Source organism: Hominimerdicola alba, from assembly GCF_900109655.1.
Classification (GTDB): Bacteria; Bacillota; Clostridia; order Oscillospirales; family Ruminococcaceae; genus Hominimerdicola; species Hominimerdicola alba_B.
On record NZ_FOAT01000005.1, the window covers coordinates 42,344 to 58,607 of the forward strand.

The 16,264-nt window shown below is 41.5% G+C and carries 10 protein-coding genes; all 10 read right to left on the minus strand.

Annotated elements, in window-relative coordinates; translation table 11 throughout:
* The 10 genes from BMY75_RS07235 to BMY75_RS07285 all read right to left on the minus strand — a co-directional run bounded on the left by BMY75_RS07235 (position 1) and on the right by BMY75_RS07285 (position 15,976).
* Positions 1-1,332 (minus strand): B12-binding domain-containing radical SAM protein, encoded by a 1,332-nt coding sequence (locus BMY75_RS07235; RefSeq protein WP_074831821.1) that lies wholly within the window; start codon positions 1,330-1,332, stop codon positions 1-3.
* 5 nt (positions 1,333-1,337) lie between these two features.
* Positions 1,338-2,972, minus strand: a complete 1,635-nt coding sequence (locus tag BMY75_RS07240) for a class I adenylate-forming enzyme family protein (protein WP_074831823.1) — start codon at positions 2,970-2,972, stop codon at positions 1,338-1,340.
* Entirely contained in the window at positions 2,956-3,606 is a 651-nt protein-coding gene (locus BMY75_RS07245) for a lysophospholipid acyltransferase family protein (protein ID WP_074831825.1), read from the minus strand. The genes BMY75_RS07240 and BMY75_RS07245 overlap by 17 nt, the downstream gene beginning before the upstream one ends.
* A 157-nt stretch (positions 3,607-3,763) precedes the next feature.
* Positions 3,764-4,594 (minus strand): leucine-rich repeat protein, encoded by an 831-nt coding sequence (locus BMY75_RS18715; protein ID WP_074831828.1) that lies wholly within the window; start codon positions 4,592-4,594, stop codon positions 3,764-3,766.
* A gap of 585 nt (positions 4,595-5,179) precedes the next feature.
* On the minus strand, positions 5,180-6,472 hold the full coding sequence (locus tag BMY75_RS07255) for a leucine-rich repeat domain-containing protein (protein WP_074831831.1): 1,293 nt from the start codon (positions 6,470-6,472) through the stop codon (positions 5,180-5,182).
* A 286-nt stretch (positions 6,473-6,758) separates the two neighbouring features.
* Positions 6,759-8,147 (minus strand): leucine-rich repeat protein, encoded by a 1,389-nt coding sequence (locus tag BMY75_RS07260; protein ID WP_074831834.1) that lies wholly within the window; start codon positions 8,145-8,147, stop codon positions 6,759-6,761.
* A gap of 167 nt (positions 8,148-8,314) precedes the next feature.
* Positions 8,315-10,765 (minus strand): BspA family leucine-rich repeat surface protein, encoded by a 2,451-nt coding sequence (locus BMY75_RS07265; RefSeq protein WP_074831837.1) that lies wholly within the window; start codon positions 10,763-10,765, stop codon positions 8,315-8,317.
* A gap of 282 nt (positions 10,766-11,047) precedes the next feature.
* Positions 11,048-12,070 (minus strand): leucine-rich repeat domain-containing protein, encoded by a 1,023-nt coding sequence (locus BMY75_RS17485; protein WP_081350475.1) that lies wholly within the window; start codon positions 12,068-12,070, stop codon positions 11,048-11,050.
* A gap of 181 nt (positions 12,071-12,251) precedes the next feature.
* Entirely contained in the window at positions 12,252-13,823 is a 1,572-nt protein-coding gene (locus BMY75_RS07280; RefSeq protein WP_074831840.1) for a leucine-rich repeat domain-containing protein, read from the minus strand.
* Between the two features lie 215 nt (positions 13,824-14,038).
* Entirely contained in the window at positions 14,039-15,976 is a 1,938-nt protein-coding gene (locus BMY75_RS07285) for a BspA family leucine-rich repeat surface protein (RefSeq protein ID WP_074831845.1), read from the minus strand.
* Positions 15,977-16,264 lie beyond the last annotated feature (288 nt).

The following is a 16,264-nucleotide window of genomic DNA, read 5'->3' on the forward strand; positions in this document are numbered from 1 at the left end:
CTATCCTCCGAACCTGAACATATTTTTAACTATCGAACCTATAAAGAATTTATAGTCGATAAAATCGTATATCCCCTGCCGCCATGCCCGCAGGAACAGTCTGCCGATGAGGATATGATAGTGCATATAGTACCGTCTTACACTCATATGGGAGGGCTTTGCTACTACATGGAGATAGTCCCAGTGGGAGGGGTCACGGGTGATAAGGCGGCTTCGGTATTCTTCAAACAGTTCGCTGTTCATCTCGGGGGTGAATATGGATATAGCCGCGTGTTTGAGTTTGTGCTTTCTCACCCATTTTGAGATATCCCTGAAATCCCGCGCCTTGAAATCCAGATCGACTATGAACATACCCATGGCGTTTATACCCAGATCGTTGAGTATCTCCACCGCCGCAGAATTGGCATATAGGTCGGACTTTTTGTTATAGCGGTACAGATGCTTGTCGTCCGCCGCTTCAAGTCCTACCAGCACATAGTAGAAACCTATCTCTTTAAGGCGTTCCATAAGGTCGCGGTGCTTGGATATGAAATCCGCTCTGCCGTAGCAGACATACTTTTTGTGTATGCCCCTTTCCTTTACAAGGCGGATAAATTCTTCAAGGCGCTTTTCGCCAAAGAGGAAATCGTCATCGATGAAATATATATTATCACATTCTATGGAAGCTATCTCGTCCACCACATCTGCGATATCCCTTGCGGAGTAAGTGCCGCAGTTCAGCCTGTTGCGGTAGCAGAATTTGCACTTGTAGGGACAGCAGTAGGCAGTCCTCACATGGGCGCAGGGCTGTAATTCAAGGTAGCGGTAGCGGGGGTGAGCATAGAAATAGCTTCTATCGGGACGTGGCAGACGTTTGATATCAAAGGGAGTAGCCTCATTCTCCACCCAGCGGTTTCCGCGATTCATGCAAAGCCCGTTTACTTCGGCAAGGGCTTTGTTTTCAAGCACGTTGACTATACCGAATATATCGAAACTCCTGAAAACGAAGTCGATGTAGCTTTCATAGAAACGCTTGTAGTTATGCTGTGCGTGAAGTCCGCCGACCATGGTGATACAGCCTATATCCTTTGCGGCGCGACAGTATTCTTTCATGAAGTTCTCCTGCCTTGTTCTTCCGCAGACGTATACCGCAAAGGGAGAAACTTCCGCAAGACGCTTTACAAAGGGCTGTTCCTCCACCTGACCGTCCCATATATATGGCTCATAGCCCGCGTCTTTCAGAACGGTGCAGATATATTCAAGTTCAAGGGGTTCGTTATCGATTATCCCCGCGAAATTATATTTAGTCCTGGATATCTCCGGGTGGACCAGCAGTACTTTTCTGTTATCCATAGCTATCACTCCTCAGCTTTCAGCGCAAGATAATCCACCTTGCCCACAAGTGTTCTGGGCAGACTTTCTTTGAATCTTATATCTCTCGGCAGTGCGTAGACTGCTATATCCTTTTTCAGCATTTCGGTGAGTTCATCACGGAGGATATCCTCGTTTACTCCCTCTTTGGGAACTACATACGCCCTGACTTTTTCGCCCATTATCTGGTCTTCAACACCTACAACGGCGCACATCACCACATCACGGTGAGAGTTTATGACCTCTTCGATATTCTGGGGATAGATATTGTATCCCCCCGAAACTATCATGCGCTTCAGCCTTTGCCTGAAGTACACATAGCCATCTTTGTCCATATAACCAAGGTCACCTGTGTGGAGCCAGATATTGCCGTCTTCATGCATACGCAGGGTATTGGCAGTCTCCTCGGGGGCTTTGTAATAGCCTTTCATCACCGTGGTGCCGCGGAGAATTATCTCGCCTGTTTCACCCGCAGGAAGTTCGTTTTCCTCGGTATCAACTATCTTGAAATAGGTATCGGCATAGGGCAGACCCACGCTTTCTAGCTTATCGGAAGATGCAGGCAGAAGACAGCAGCCTGTTACGCACTCGGTAAGACCGTAGCCCTCTCTTACGCGGGCTCTGCTTCCGTGAGAAGCAAGCAGGTCGTTGAGCTTTTTCTTTGAGCTTGGTGACAGAGAATCTCCGCCTGAAATAACGGTTTTCAGGAAGCTCATGTCCTTGCCGTCGAAGTCCTTGTTCATCAGCATAGCTTCGTATACGGCGGGAACTCCCGAGATGATATTGGGCTTGTATTTGAAAAGCAGTTCGTGGAATTCAGCCGCAGAGAATTTCGGCAGTATTATCGCTGTGCCCCCCAGTATCAGAATAGTATGTATGCACACACCCAGTCCGAAACCGTGGAAGACAGGCATCACCGAGAGCATTTTCTCGCCTGCGTAAAGGTTGCCGCAGCCGTCGATGCTTTGAGCGGCAAGGGCATTGAAATTCAGGTTGGTGAGCATTATGCCCTTTGGAATACCCGTTGTTCCGCCGCTGTAAAGGATAGCCGCGGTGTCATCGGGGGCAGAATCTACATTGATATTCTGTCTGATATTCTTTGCCCCTTCAATGAAATCCGACCAGCTGTCAAAGCCTGTATACTCGGGTAGCTTGCCTTTCATCTTCGCGAAGTATCCCGCCTGTATCACAGGGGGCATATAGGTGCTGACACTGACAGCCACAGCCTTTTCGGGGCAGACCCTCATGCAGACCTTTCTCATTTTATCCGAAACGGAATCAAGGAAGAAAACATATTTGCTCTCGGTGAGTTCCATATAGCGGATTATCTCGTTTTCAGCTGAGAGTGGGTGTATCATGTTAGCCACCGCACCCACTTTGTTTATGGCGTAAAACAGGAAGACCGCCTGAGGAATATTCGGCAGGCATACGGATACGCTGTCGCCTTTTTTGACACCCGCCGCCGCAAGTGCGCGGGCTGTTCTGCCTATCTCACCAATAAGACGGCGGAAAGTCAGCTTGTTGCCGAAATAGTTCAGTGCGGTGTATCCTGGGTATTTCTTCGCTGTCATGACAAGATATCTATACAGCGAGCAATCGGGGTATTCAAGATGTCTTTTCATTTCTGCTGCTCCATTCTTCAAATGAGGTTATTTTTTTGGACTGCAATTCTTCTTTCGGCATCACCTTTTTTAGCAGTGCGGCGATGCTGTTATATAGTTTTCTGTTGGTCATTTCCGCATCGCCTACGGCTTTGAAAGGCTTACCGAAAATGATAGTCAGCCCGCCGAAAGGCTTGTACCTGCCAACTATCGCATAGGGCACAAGAGATGCCCCCGTATCCTCAGACATAACTGCCGCGCCGTATTTGAAAGGCAGCAGCAGTTCATCGGTATAATTGCGCTTCGCCTCGGGGGAAACATTAACAAGTTCACCATCATGAAGGGCTTCTTTAGCGGCTTTAAGGGCTTCGGGATTATGCTTTGCGTGGAGATCTACGGGGATAGTGCCCGAGCTCCTGAAAAGCCAGCCGAAAGGTCCATCATGCAGGTCTTTTTTAGCAAGGGTGCGCACCGTCCTGCGGGTGCTGATATCCACAAGGATAGGGTCAAGAGCGTGCTTGTGATTGCCAGCAATGACCGCCGCGCCCTCTTTCGGTATATTCACCCTGCCTATTATCTTAGGCTGAAACAGGACATAAAACAGCGGCGCGAACACCATCCGCATTACTTTATATACCACGACTCTCTTATCCACCGTGAATGACCTCCGAACCGAAATAATTTATTCATAAATATTATAGTATGATTCAGGGGGAATGTCAATAGAAATTGCAAATGTCCGCAATAATTATCATCAAAAAACCGACAGGACACAAGCCCTGCCGGTTTCGAATGTTTGTTTTGGTTGATGATTATTTGTTGTTTAGAGTTCCGGTTGTTTTATAGAAATAAGTGTAAATACTGAAAGACCTGTCTTCGAGATTTCTTGTATCCCACTTACCGTTGACTTTAGCTACAATGACAACCTTGTTTGTAGTGGCCGGTCTCAAGTTCTTGGGTGTGGTGTAACTTGTTACATTAGCAGGTATACTCTGTGTCTGAATTCTCCACTTGCCTGCCAGATATACTGCTACGCCGTACTGTTCTGCACCTTCTACGGCTGTCCAGTTCAAACGTATCTGACGATAAACAGAATTAGTTTGTGTCGCATTCAACACAGGATATTCAGTTTTGTCCTTAGCATCAATTACCTTAATATTGATACCATTTGCAAGTGCATATTTCTCAGCCTTAGAACCATTATAGCATTTTATTACAAGAGATGGATTACGATATACAAAAGAACTGCTACCTATATCTGTCAAATTTGCAGATAATTTAACCTCAACAAGATTCGAGCAATGTGCGAAAACTTCCCGATCCATTGTAGTTATACTATCAGGCATAGAGACACTTACAATACTCGTATTATAATGAAACGCAGCATAGCCAATACTTGTTACAGCCACACCATCTACCTCGGCTGGTATCTCAACTTTTGTATTTTTACCTTCATAGCTTCTTATCTCAGCAGTACCATCTTCAAGCAAAGTGTACTTAAAGTCGCCGTATGTGAGTACTTCCTTTTCAGCTGCACTAGCTGAGATAACTGCGTTGCTGTTTACTACTGTGTTGGGCAGAGCTGCGCCACCAAATGCGAATGTCAGTGCCAGCAGACCTGCTACGATCTTTTTGTTGTTCATTTTATGAACCTCCTAATAAAAAAATTTATTTAAACGACATGAACCCGACTCGAATAATCTCTTATCCCGACTTTAACGATCACTTATCCCAAATATGGGTGCAGTACTTTGGTTGCACTGACCATGTTTGTATAAGTTCATTAATCATGTCGTTCAATGTTAATTATATTACTTTTTAAATTATTTGTCAACAGTGTTTTTGAACATTAACTATCATTAATGATAAACTCTATCCTGTAGATATCAGTAATTTCGCATTAGCTGTTGAACTTTGTGAATATGGCTGTATCTCGCTTACTGATATCATTTCGCTGCTGTTTACTGCTTTATCCAGCTATGCTTTACTTCTAGTGCGGATCAAACACTGGCAGTCATGATATGGTTTTAATATTCATTATTTGTTATTTTCAAGTTTAAATTAATCTATAATTATTTTAACATATTTGTTATTAAAAGTCAATGGATCCCCCCATGTATCATTCACAATAGCCGATTGATATTTTGATATACCCCATCAGCTTTATGAATGTCGGGAAGATCCATTCGACATTAAGTATTAATTATTATGTTTTATAAGTATCAGCATTACTTAACAGTAACAGTAAATGCTCTGCCGCTGATATTGCTGGTATCCCATTCGCCGTCGATCTTAGCGCATATAACCATGTTGTACTTAGATTTAGCTTTCAGCTTGGGCGAAGTGAATGTAGTGTTCTCTGCCTCAGTGTAAGCCTGTACCTTCCACTTGCCGGCCAGTCTTACTGCAATACCGTACTTCTCAGCACCATCAACAGCTGACCACTTTATGCGGAATTGGTGGAACTCCTCGTTGTAGTCGATCTTTGTTACTTCGGGGTAATAGTTTACAAATCTGTACATCAAGCCGTTTTCTTCTGCATAACCCTGTGCATAGGATCTCTTATAGCAGTAGATAGTAAGGTTTCTTAAAGGTTCGATCTCATTTTCGATCCTGTTTCTGTAAGCGAAAGCCATCTCGCCTATTTCAGTAACGTTATCGGTAATATACAGATTCTTAAGCTTTGTGCAGCCGAAGAAAGCGCCCTCTCCTATTGTCTGTAACCTATCAGGCAGATATAAAGTCTCAAGACTTGTGCAATTAACAAATACCTCGTTGCCGATACTTTCCAGCGAATCAGGCAATATCACAGTATTAAGGTTCTTACAACCCTCAAAAGTGCATGCTTCGATCGTAGTAACGCCATCAGGTATTGTTATACTTTTCAGGCTCTTGCAATCTTTGAATGCAGAATCACCGATCATCTCGACGCTCTTGGGCAGATCTATGGTTTCCAGATTATTGCAGCCCTCAAAAGCAGAGAATTCAATAGAACGTACATTACCGCCAAACTCTACATCAACTAAACTTTCGCAGTTCAAAAATGTCCTGTAATCGATGTTTGTGACTTTTTCGGGTATATAGATGCACTTCAGGGATTTGCATCCGCTGAAAGCAGCTCTGCCGATCTTTTTAACAGTCATAGGAAGGTATATATTTTCAAACTTGCTGTTTGAAAATGCATTATCTGCGATATTGGTAACACCGTCTGGTATGCTTACTGATCCGGCATTAACATCTGAAAAAGCACCCTCACCAATACTTGATACCGTATAGCCATCGATCTCATCGGGTATATAGATCTCCACGTCAGGACCATAGCAATCAGCGATGTAATCTGTTATCTCAACTGTATTGTTTTCAAGATAAATATACTCAAAATTATCGAATACATATACCTCGTATCCGCCTGCGCTAGCTGAGATCACTCCGTTGTTGTTTCCTTTTGTGTTGGGCAGAGCTGCACCGCCGAATACAAATGACAGCGCCAGCAGACCTGCTACGATTTTCTTGTTGTTCATCTTTTTGTCCTCCTAAATTTGTTATATAATTAACAAGCGACATCTCACCTTCACACAGCCCGAATGAAGGTACTGTTGCTTTTTCGGCACTGACCAACTCGGGTTAATACGAAAGATCATGTCGCTTGATAGTTATTATATACCTTTTTTGGTATTCTGTCAATAGTCAGTTTTTACATTATATGACAGTAAGGGTAATCGCTCTGTTGTTGAGAGCGGAAGTATCCCACTTGCCGTTATATCGCACTTTAGATTTACTAAAATGCCGTATTTACATTCCTGTATATCACTTAACGGTAACAGTTACAGCGTCAAAGAGAGCATCCCTTACATTCCACTCACCGTTCACCCTAGCAGCAACTGCGACCTTATAGGTCTTCCCGGGTGTAAGGTTCTTGGGAGATGTGAAAACAGTAACATCGGCAGGGATAGAACAAGTCCAAACTCGCCACTTTCCTGAAAGATATACAGCGATGCCGTACTTTTCAGCATTATCATAAGGCTTCCATCTTAAACGTATCTGGTGATACTCTTCGCTGAGTTCAGCTTTGATGACCATCCTCTTCGGAGGGGGACAATTAGGGAGTTTTTCATCGATCAGCTTATAATTCAAGCCCTTTTCTTTTGCATATTTTTCAGCGTATGAACCGCTGTAGCAATTGATAGTCACGTTCTTTAATGGCTTATAGCTATCATCGTGTGTATCATATTCTGAAAATGCATCCTCACCTATTTCGGTTACACTTGCGGGAATTGTAATGCTTTTAAGGTTATGGCATTCCAAAAATGCAGCTCCTCCTATGGTTTTTACACTATCAGGTATTACTACATTTTCCAAGCTTTCGCAGCTTTCAAATGCCGCATCATCGATAGATTCAACACTATCCGGTATAACAATGCTCTCAAGGCTTTCGCAAAGCATAAAAGCTCCAATATCTATCTGCTTTAATCCTTCCGGTAATGTTATACTTTTAAGGTTTGTACAGGATAAAAAAGCAAATTCACCAATATATTCCACACTATCGGGTATATCAATGGTTTCAAGATTATCCAACCCTACAAAAGCATATTCTACAATTGACTTCGTACCATCAGGTATAACAATGCTCTTAATTTTACTACAGCCCGAAAAAACATTATGCATATATTTAAGATTTTTAGATAATGTTACATTTTCAAGGCTTACACAATCGTAAAATGCATGATCTTTGATTTCCGTAACACTATCGGGTATATCAATGCTATTTAATAATTCACATCCAAAAAATGCATTACTACCTATACACTTCAAATTTTTAGATAATGTAATGCTTTCAAGGTATCTACAATATGCAAATGCCCCTTCTTTGATTTCCGTAACACTATCAGGTATAACAACACTTTTAACATACACAAAATAATTGCAATCAAAAGCATCTTCACCAATGCTTGTTACAACTGCGCCATTTATCTCGCCCGGTATCTTAACCTCGTCAGCTGAAAAATGACCCTCTACTATCTCAGCAGTACCATCTTCACGCAGAATATACTTATAATCACCGTATGTAAGTACCTCTGCATCCTCTTCACTTGCCGAAGCTACCACGCTGTTGTTAACTACTGTGTTTGGCAGAGCTGTGCCACCGAATACAAATGACAGTGCCAGCAGACCTGCTACGATCTTTTTGTTGTTCATTTTTGTGTCCTCCTAATATTCAATATTTATTAAACGACATGAACCCGACTTTAATGATCACTTATCCTGACTGTGGGTACAGTGCTTTTTCGGCACTTACCGTGTCGGGATAAGTATGAATAGTCACGTCGCTTATTGCAAATTATTGATCAACAGTATATTTGATATTACCTTACAGTAAGTGTAAACGCTCTGTTGTTGATAGCAGAAGTATCCCACTTGCCGTTTACCTTAGCACAGATAACAACCTGATAACTCTGACCTGAGATCAGCTTGGGTGATGTGTAGTCAGTTGTACCGCCATCGATATAAGCCTGTACCTTCCACTTGCCAGCAAGCTTTACGGCTATACCGTACTGCTGTGCACCTTCTACTGCTGTCCAGTTCAGACGGAACTGACGGTATTTTGAACTGTATTCTTCCTTTATCAGCTCGGGATATTTTGTTTTGCTGTCACCGGCATCGATCACATTGAAGTTGTTGCCGTTTTTCAGAGCATACTTATGTGCAGCTGAATCCTTGCAGCAATTAATTACCAGATCTTTTAATGGCTTGTAAGAATCATCTTCACTTTCATCGGTATAATACGATTCCGAAAAAGCATCGTCACCTATTTTGGTAACACTTGCGGGAATTGAAATGCTTTTAATAGCAAAGCAGTTTCCAAAGGCATATGCCCCTATTTCTTCCGTTCCTTCAGGCAAAGTTATACTTTCAAGTTCCTGACAGTTTGCAAAAGCGGAAGCCCCTATTTTCTTCAAGCCTTTCGGTAATTCGATGCTTTTGAGGCTACAAAAACAAAATGCCCCTAAACCGATACTTTCAACACTATCAGGTATAACTACATTCTCAAGACTAGAAGCAATAAAAGTATAATCACATATCTGCTTCAAGCCTTTCGGTAAAGTTATACTTTTAAGACTGTTACAATCCTCAAATGCCCATTCACCTATATATTCAACACTATCGGGAATAACAATGCTCTCCAAACTATTGCACATATTAAAAGCTCCCGCCCCAATTGTCTTCACACCATCAGGGATAACAATGCTCTTAATTTCTCCACAAAATGAAAAAGCATTTTCACCAATGCTAGTTACAGCCACGCCATTGATCTCAGCGGGCACCTCGATCTCTGTTTCAGAACTGTTGTAATATGTTATCTCAGCAGTACCGTCTTCAAGCAGCTTGTACTCATAATCGCCGTATGTGTTTTTATAGCGAACGTAGGTGTTCTTGCCGTCGTTTTCTATCTCAGCATATGTGCGGTGACCACTTACATCAGTATATGGTTCATTAACGTTTGCCCAGCCTAAATCATTAGAAAGTCTGGCTTCAAAATTTATACTCTTGAAATTCTCGCCGAGTGCAAAGGTGGTCAGATTATAACAACCCTTAAACATCTCTTCCATATTTGTAACATTGCTTGTGTCGAATCTGCTCATATCGAGTGAGGTCAGTGCCATACAATCACTGAACATATGGTGCATATATATAACGCTGCTTGTATCAAATCCACTTACATCAAGTTCGGTAAGGTTTTCACACTTATTGAACATATAGATAAGATTTGTAACTTTGCTTGTATCAAATCGGCTTACATCAAGTTTGGTCAGTTTTTTACACCTATTGAACATAAGACCCATATATTTTACCTTGCTTGTATCGAATCCGCTTACGTCAAGTTCGGTCAGGTTTTCACACAAGCTGAACATAAACGAAAGATCTGTAGCCTTGCTTGTATCAAATCCGCTTACATCAAGTTGGGTCAGAGATTTACAAGAACTGAACATACCACTCATATCCACAGCATTGCTTGTATCGAATCCGCTTACATCAAGTTTGGTAAGTTTGTAACACCCACTGAACATATCGTTCAGTTTTGTTGCTTTTCTTGTATCAAATCTGCTTACATCAAGTTCGGTCAGAGATCTGCAAGAATTGAACATACCGCACATATATTCAGCGCTGCTTGTATCAAATCCGCTTACATCAAGTTTTGTCAGAGCGAAACAATCCCAGAACATTTGGTGGATATCTGTAACCTTGCTTGTATCAAATTTGCTTACATCAAGTTCGGTCAGTTTTTCACAACCATAGAACATATTATTCATATCTGTAACATTGCTTGTATCAAACCTGCTTACATCAACTTTGGTCAGTTCATAACAACAATAGAACATCTTGTTCATATCTGTGACATTGCTTGTATCGAATCCGCTTAGATCAACTTCGGTCAGAGATCTGCAATAACTGAACATATCGCTCATATTTGTAACATTGCTGGTATCTGCCTTTGAAAGATCAATAGAAGTACACCGGAAATTATGAAACAGTGACTTGCAATTTTCCGGTAAAACAGTTCCCTCTTCGGCTATAATGGTTCGTACGTAAGGTGCTTTTGATCCGCTGAATCTATATAATTTTTTACCATCTACCTTGCCCCTGAGCGTAAGCACACCTGTTTCCGCCTCATAAGAATAACAATCTCCCTCAAGGTCAGCAGCCTGCGCTGTTATTACCGATACTACGCTGTTTACTACTGTGTTGGGCAGAGCTGTGCCGCCAAATACGAATGTCAGAGCCAGCAGACCTGCTACGATCTTTTTGTTGTTCATTTTTGTGTCCTCCTAAATTTGTTATATAATTAACAAACGACATCTCACTTTCGCCCATTCCGACCGAATGCGCTGTTTTTGCGGCACTGATCGGATCAAACGCGAAAGATCATGTCGTTTGATAGTAATTATATATCTTTTTTTACTTTGTGTCAATTGACAGTTTTAACATTTTATGACAATATCTGTAAATACTCTGCTGTTGATATATGACTATTCCCATTGGCCGCTATATCACACGTGAGATTTACTGAAATGCCGTATTTACGTTACTGTATATCACTACTTAACGGTAACGGTTACAGCATTCTTGATCGGGTCAGTAGTATTCCACTTACCGTTCACCCTAGCAGCAACTGCGACCTTATAGGTCCTGCCTGGTGTAAGATTCTTTGGTGTAGTGAATGTTGTGGTCGTAGCCGGGATAGAACTGGTCCACACTCTCCACTTTCCCGAAAGATATACAGCGATGCCGTACTTTTCAGCACCACCAATAGGATCCCAGCTGAAACGTATCTGATGATACTCCGCACTGCATTCAGCTCTTAACATATTAGTAGGGGGACAATTAGGGAGTTTTTCATCGATCAGCTTATAATTCAAGCTGTTTGCTTTTGCATATTTCTCGGCAGCTGAGTTTGCGTAGCAATTGATAATCACGTTCTTTAATGGCTTATAGCTATCATCGTGTGTATCATATTCTGAAAATGCCTCTTCACCTATCTCGGTAACACTAGCGGGAATAGTAACATTATTAAGATCTGTACAGTATCCGAAAGCAGCTTCACCTATATACTTCAGGTTTTGGGGCAGAACAATGTTTTTGAGGTTCGTGCAGCTGTTGAATGTTCCCACCTCAATGCGTTCCACACCATCAGGTATGACCACATTGTCAAGTGCAACACACTCCGCAAAATTGGTCTCACCTATAGACTTCAGATTTTTTGAAAATTTGATACTTTTAAGATTAAAGCAGCTGGTAAATGCATATCCCTTGATAGTAGTTACGCTATCAGGCATAATGACGCCGGTGATATCGAAATTGCCTTCAAATGCTGACTCACCAATACTAGTTACTGCCACGCCGTCTATCTTATCGGGTATCGTGACCTCTGTATCTTCGCCCCTGTATCTTGCGATCTCAGCTGTACCGTCTTCCAGAAGCCTGTACTCATAGTCATCAAATGCAATTGTTTCTGCACTTGCTGAAATAACCGTGCTGTTGTTTGCTGCACCGGGCAGGAATGTACCACCGAATACGAATGTCAGCGCCAGCAGACCTGCTACCATCTTTTTGTTGTTCATTTCATTACCTCCGTATCATTTTAATAGATATAACAAACGACATAAAATATCCGCTTGTTCCGAACGCAGGTGATATGCTTTTCCGGCACGAACCGCAGCATCGGGATAAGTGTGAAATAATATGTCGTTTGATAATTATTATATATCTTTTTTAACGATATGTCAACAGGCTGTTACAATATTACTTTACAGTAACTGTGATAGCGTTCTTGATAGCGTTTGACGTATCCCAAGTGCCGTCTACCTTGGCCGCGATAGCTACCTTGTAGGACTTGCCCGGAGTAAGATTTTTAGGTGTGGTATAACTTACAGTTGAAGCGGGGATCTTCTGGGTCTGGATCCTCCACTTGCCTGCAAGATATACAGCTATGCCGTACTGCTGTGCGTTCTCCACCTTGTCCCATGAAAATCTTATCTGGTGATATTCTTCGCTGTAATCGACCTTGATGTTTGTGGGATATGTGGGTTTAGCTGCATCCAACAGCTCAAATGTCAGTTTGTTTGTTACTGCATATTTATGCGCTGCTGAGTTAGTGTAGCAATATACAGTAACTTTACTTGCAGGACTAGCTGTCTGAGTAAGAGAATTAGAATCGGTGATTATATTATCCCCTATTTCAGCAACACTTGCGGGTATAGTTATGGTTTCAAGACCGCTGCAACCTGCAAAAGCACCTGTTTCGATACTCGCAACGCCATCAGGTATAACAACAGTTTTAATAAGCAAACAATTGTCAAAAGCATTTTGGCTGATAGTTTTCAGACCTTTCGGCAATGAGATGCCGGCAAGTTTGCCGCAGTCCTCAAAAGCACTTGCGCCGATAGTTTCAAGCTTTGTGGGGAATGTAACGCTCTCAAGAGCTTCACATTCTGCAAATGCTTTATCATTGATAATTTCTACGCCATATGGAAGAGCGATACTTTTGAGCTTTTTACACTTTTCAAAAGTACTTTCTTCAACAGACGTTATGTATTTGGATAAAGTGATGCTTTCAAGTGCGTAGCAGTTAGAAAATGCATATTTACCAATAGCTGTAACGGTGTTGGGTACAGTTACCTTATTGAGACTTTCACAGAAAGCAAAAGCAGATTTTCCTATAGACTCCAGGTTTTTGGATAACGTTACACTTTCAAGCTCTGAACAGTATACGAAAGCAGAATCTCCGATAGATGTAACAGTGTCGGGTACCACGATCTCTTTCAGCAAACTGCATCTGACAAATGTTGAATCCTTTATAGATTCTAATTTATTTGATAAAGTTACGCTTTCAAGTGTAGAACAATCCATGAAAACTGCAGTGCCCATGGAAACTACGCTATCGGGTATAACAATATTTGTCAGAGCTTTGCATCCGCCAAACACTACACTGCCAATTGAAGTAACACTGCCGGGTATCACAACATCTGTCAGAGAAGAACACTGATTAAACGCTGCATCACCAATGGAAACCACACCTTCAGGTATTACAATGCTTTCGATTTTAGAAAAACCGCTGAAAGCGCCGGATCTTATTTTGGTAACACTTAATTCATCTAACTCGCTTGGGATCTCGACATCAGCATCAGAACCGGCGTACCTTACGATCTCCGCAGTACCATCTGAAAGCGTATTATAAATATAATCACCGGATTTAATTGAAGCTGCACTTGCTGTAACAGCAGAGATGCTATTTACTGCGCTGATCGGAACGAGTGCACCGCCGAAAACAAGTGTCAGTGCCAACAGACCAGAAATGATCTTCTTATTATTCATCTTTTAACCCCCTGTTATTTTGACCATTTATTTAACCCGTACACCGGCAGGACATCTCCTGCCGTTTGATGTATATTATACAACAGTTTTTAGTTTTTGTCAACATATTATATCAATATCATCAAAATTGTCAAAAACAGCGCCCGATTAACTCAGGCGCTGTTAGCATCATGTCAGATTTAAATCCTACAGTGATGACTGATACTTTACTGATATTACTTTACAGTAACATTCACAGCATTCTTGATAGCGTCTGAGGTATACCATTTGCCGTCAACTTTTGCTGCGATCGCTACCTTGTAGGTCTTGCCGGGAGTAAGGTGCTTAGGAGTTGTGTAGGTTGTGTCAGTGATATCCTGTGTCTGGACTCTCCATTTGCCTGCGAGATATACTGCGATACCGTATCTGTCAGCGTTTTCTATCTTATTCCATGTAAATCTTATCTGATGGAACTTTTCGCTGTATTCGGTCTTGATGCTTGTGGGTGCGTTTTTAAAATAACGAATGTAGGTGTTTATGCCATTGTTTTCGATAACTACAAATAATCCGTTATCACTTGGAATAATGGTTGAGGGTGAATCAGCATTTACCCAACCGTCGCCTTCAGGAAGCCCGGCGCCAATATTTATGTATTTGAAATTCTCTCCAAGAGTAATTTTTTTCAGATTATTACAGTGATCGAACATACTATACATCTCTGAGTATATTCCATCCACCTTTATTAACTTGCTTGTGTCAAAGCTGCTAAGATCAAGCGAGGTCAGATTTTTACAATCACAGAACATACTATGCATATCTGTAACTTTGCTTGTATCAAAGTTGCTGATATCAAGTGAGGTCAGATTTACACAATTTTCGAACATTTCACTCATATCTGTTACACTGCTTGTATCAAAGACACTCAAATCGAGTGAGGTAAGTTCACAGCCACGGAACATTCCCTTCATATCTGTCACGTTACTTGTATCAAAACTGCTAAGATCAAGAGAGGTCAAACCTGAAAAATCGCCGAACATGTGACCCATATCTGTGACCTTGCTTGTATCAAAGCAACTAAGATCAAGAGAGGTCAAATGACAACCTAAGAACAATCCATACATTTTTGTGACATTGCTGGTGTCAAATCCACTCAGATCAATAGATGTCAGATTATCACAAAGAGCGAATAAAAGTGAAATATTTGTAACTTTACTGGTATCAAAGCCACTAATATCAAGAGAGGTCAGTTTTTCACAACAACGGAACATTCCAGTCATATCTGTAACGTTACCGGTATCAAAGCCACTGACATCAAGTCCAGTCAGATTTTCGCAGCCATCGAACAAATAACTCATATCTGTAACATTGCTTGTATCAAAGCCACTAACATCAAGTGCAGTCAGATTTTTACAATATTGGAACATACCACCAATATCTGTAACTTTGCTTGTATCAAAGCCGCTGACATCAAGTGCAGTCAGATTATCACAGTTATCGAACATTCCGCTCATACCTGTAACTTTGCTTGTATCAAAACCGCTAACATCAAGTGCAGTCAGATTATCACAGTTAGCGAACATTCCGCTCATACCTGTAACTTTGCTTGTATCAAAACCGCTAACATCAAGTGCAGTCAGATTATCACAGTTAGCGAACATTCCGCTCATACCTGTAACTTTGCTTGTATCAAAACCGCTAACATCAAGTGCAGTCAGATTATCACAGTTAGCGAACATTCCACTCATATCTGTAACATTGCTTGTATCAAAGCCACTAACATCAAGTGAGGTCAGTTCTCTACAAAAGAAGAACATTCCACTCATATTTGTAACATTGCTTGTATCAGCCTTTGAAAGATCGATACTCGTACACGAATAATATTCACTAAATAGTTTGCTACAGTCTTCAGGCAAAACTGTTCCTTCTTCGGCTATAATGGATTTTAGCATAGGTCTATAATTAGCACTGAATTCCTTTAATGCATCAGCGTCGATCTGTCCCCTGAGTGTAAGCACACGTGTACCCAGATCAAATGAATAACAGTCCGCCTCCATAGTAACAGTTTGCCCTGTTATGACCGTTTCTGCGCTGCTTACCACTGTGTTTGGCAGAGCTGTGCCGCCGAATACTAATGTCAGCGCCATCAGACCTGCTACGATTTTTTTGTTGTTCATAATTATGAACCCTCCTATATAAAAAACAATTTAACGACATGGACCCGACTAAAAAATTTTTATCCCGACAATAAAAATTACTTATCCCTGCCACTTGTGCTGTGCTTGGCTACACTGACAAGATCGGGATAAATATAATAGCACATGTCGTCTATGGTTAATTATATTATATTTTTAACTGTTTGTCAATAGGTGTTCTGCAAAATAAAGAATTATTCTTTTTAGATATTTTTTGCGCGCTACCGTCAATTGCATTTATAGGTGATATATGCTCTTGACATATAAAAA

What these genes read in the sequence shown, in the direction of transcription:
- BMY75_RS07235 (WP_074831821.1), bottom strand. Translation starts at nt 1,332, where the DNA reads ATGGATAACAGAAAAGTACTGCTGGTCCACCCGGAGATATCCAGGACT.
- BMY75_RS07240 (WP_074831823.1), bottom strand. Translation starts at nt 2,972, where the DNA reads ATGAAAAGACATCTTGAATACCCCGATTGCTCGCTGTATAGATATCTT.
- BMY75_RS18715 (WP_074831828.1), bottom strand. Translation starts at nt 4,594, where the DNA reads ATGAACAACAAAAAGATCGTAGCAGGTCTGCTGGCACTGACATTCGCA.
- BMY75_RS07255 (WP_074831831.1), bottom strand. Translation starts at nt 6,472, where the DNA reads ATGAACAACAAGAAAATCGTAGCAGGTCTGCTGGCGCTGTCATTTGTA.
- BMY75_RS07260 (WP_074831834.1), bottom strand. Translation starts at nt 8,147, where the DNA reads ATGAACAACAAAAAGATCGTAGCAGGTCTGCTGGCACTGTCATTTGTA.
- BMY75_RS07265 (WP_074831837.1), bottom strand. Translation starts at nt 10,765, where the DNA reads ATGAACAACAAAAAGATCGTAGCAGGTCTGCTGGCTCTGACATTCGTA.
- BMY75_RS17485 (WP_081350475.1), bottom strand. Translation starts at nt 12,070, where the DNA reads ATGAACAACAAAAAGATGGTAGCAGGTCTGCTGGCGCTGACATTCGTA.
- BMY75_RS07280 (WP_074831840.1), bottom strand. Translation starts at nt 13,823, where the DNA reads ATGAATAATAAGAAGATCATTTCTGGTCTGTTGGCACTGACACTTGTT.
- BMY75_RS07285 (WP_074831845.1), bottom strand. Translation starts at nt 15,976, where the DNA reads ATGAACAACAAAAAAATCGTAGCAGGTCTGATGGCGCTGACATTAGTA.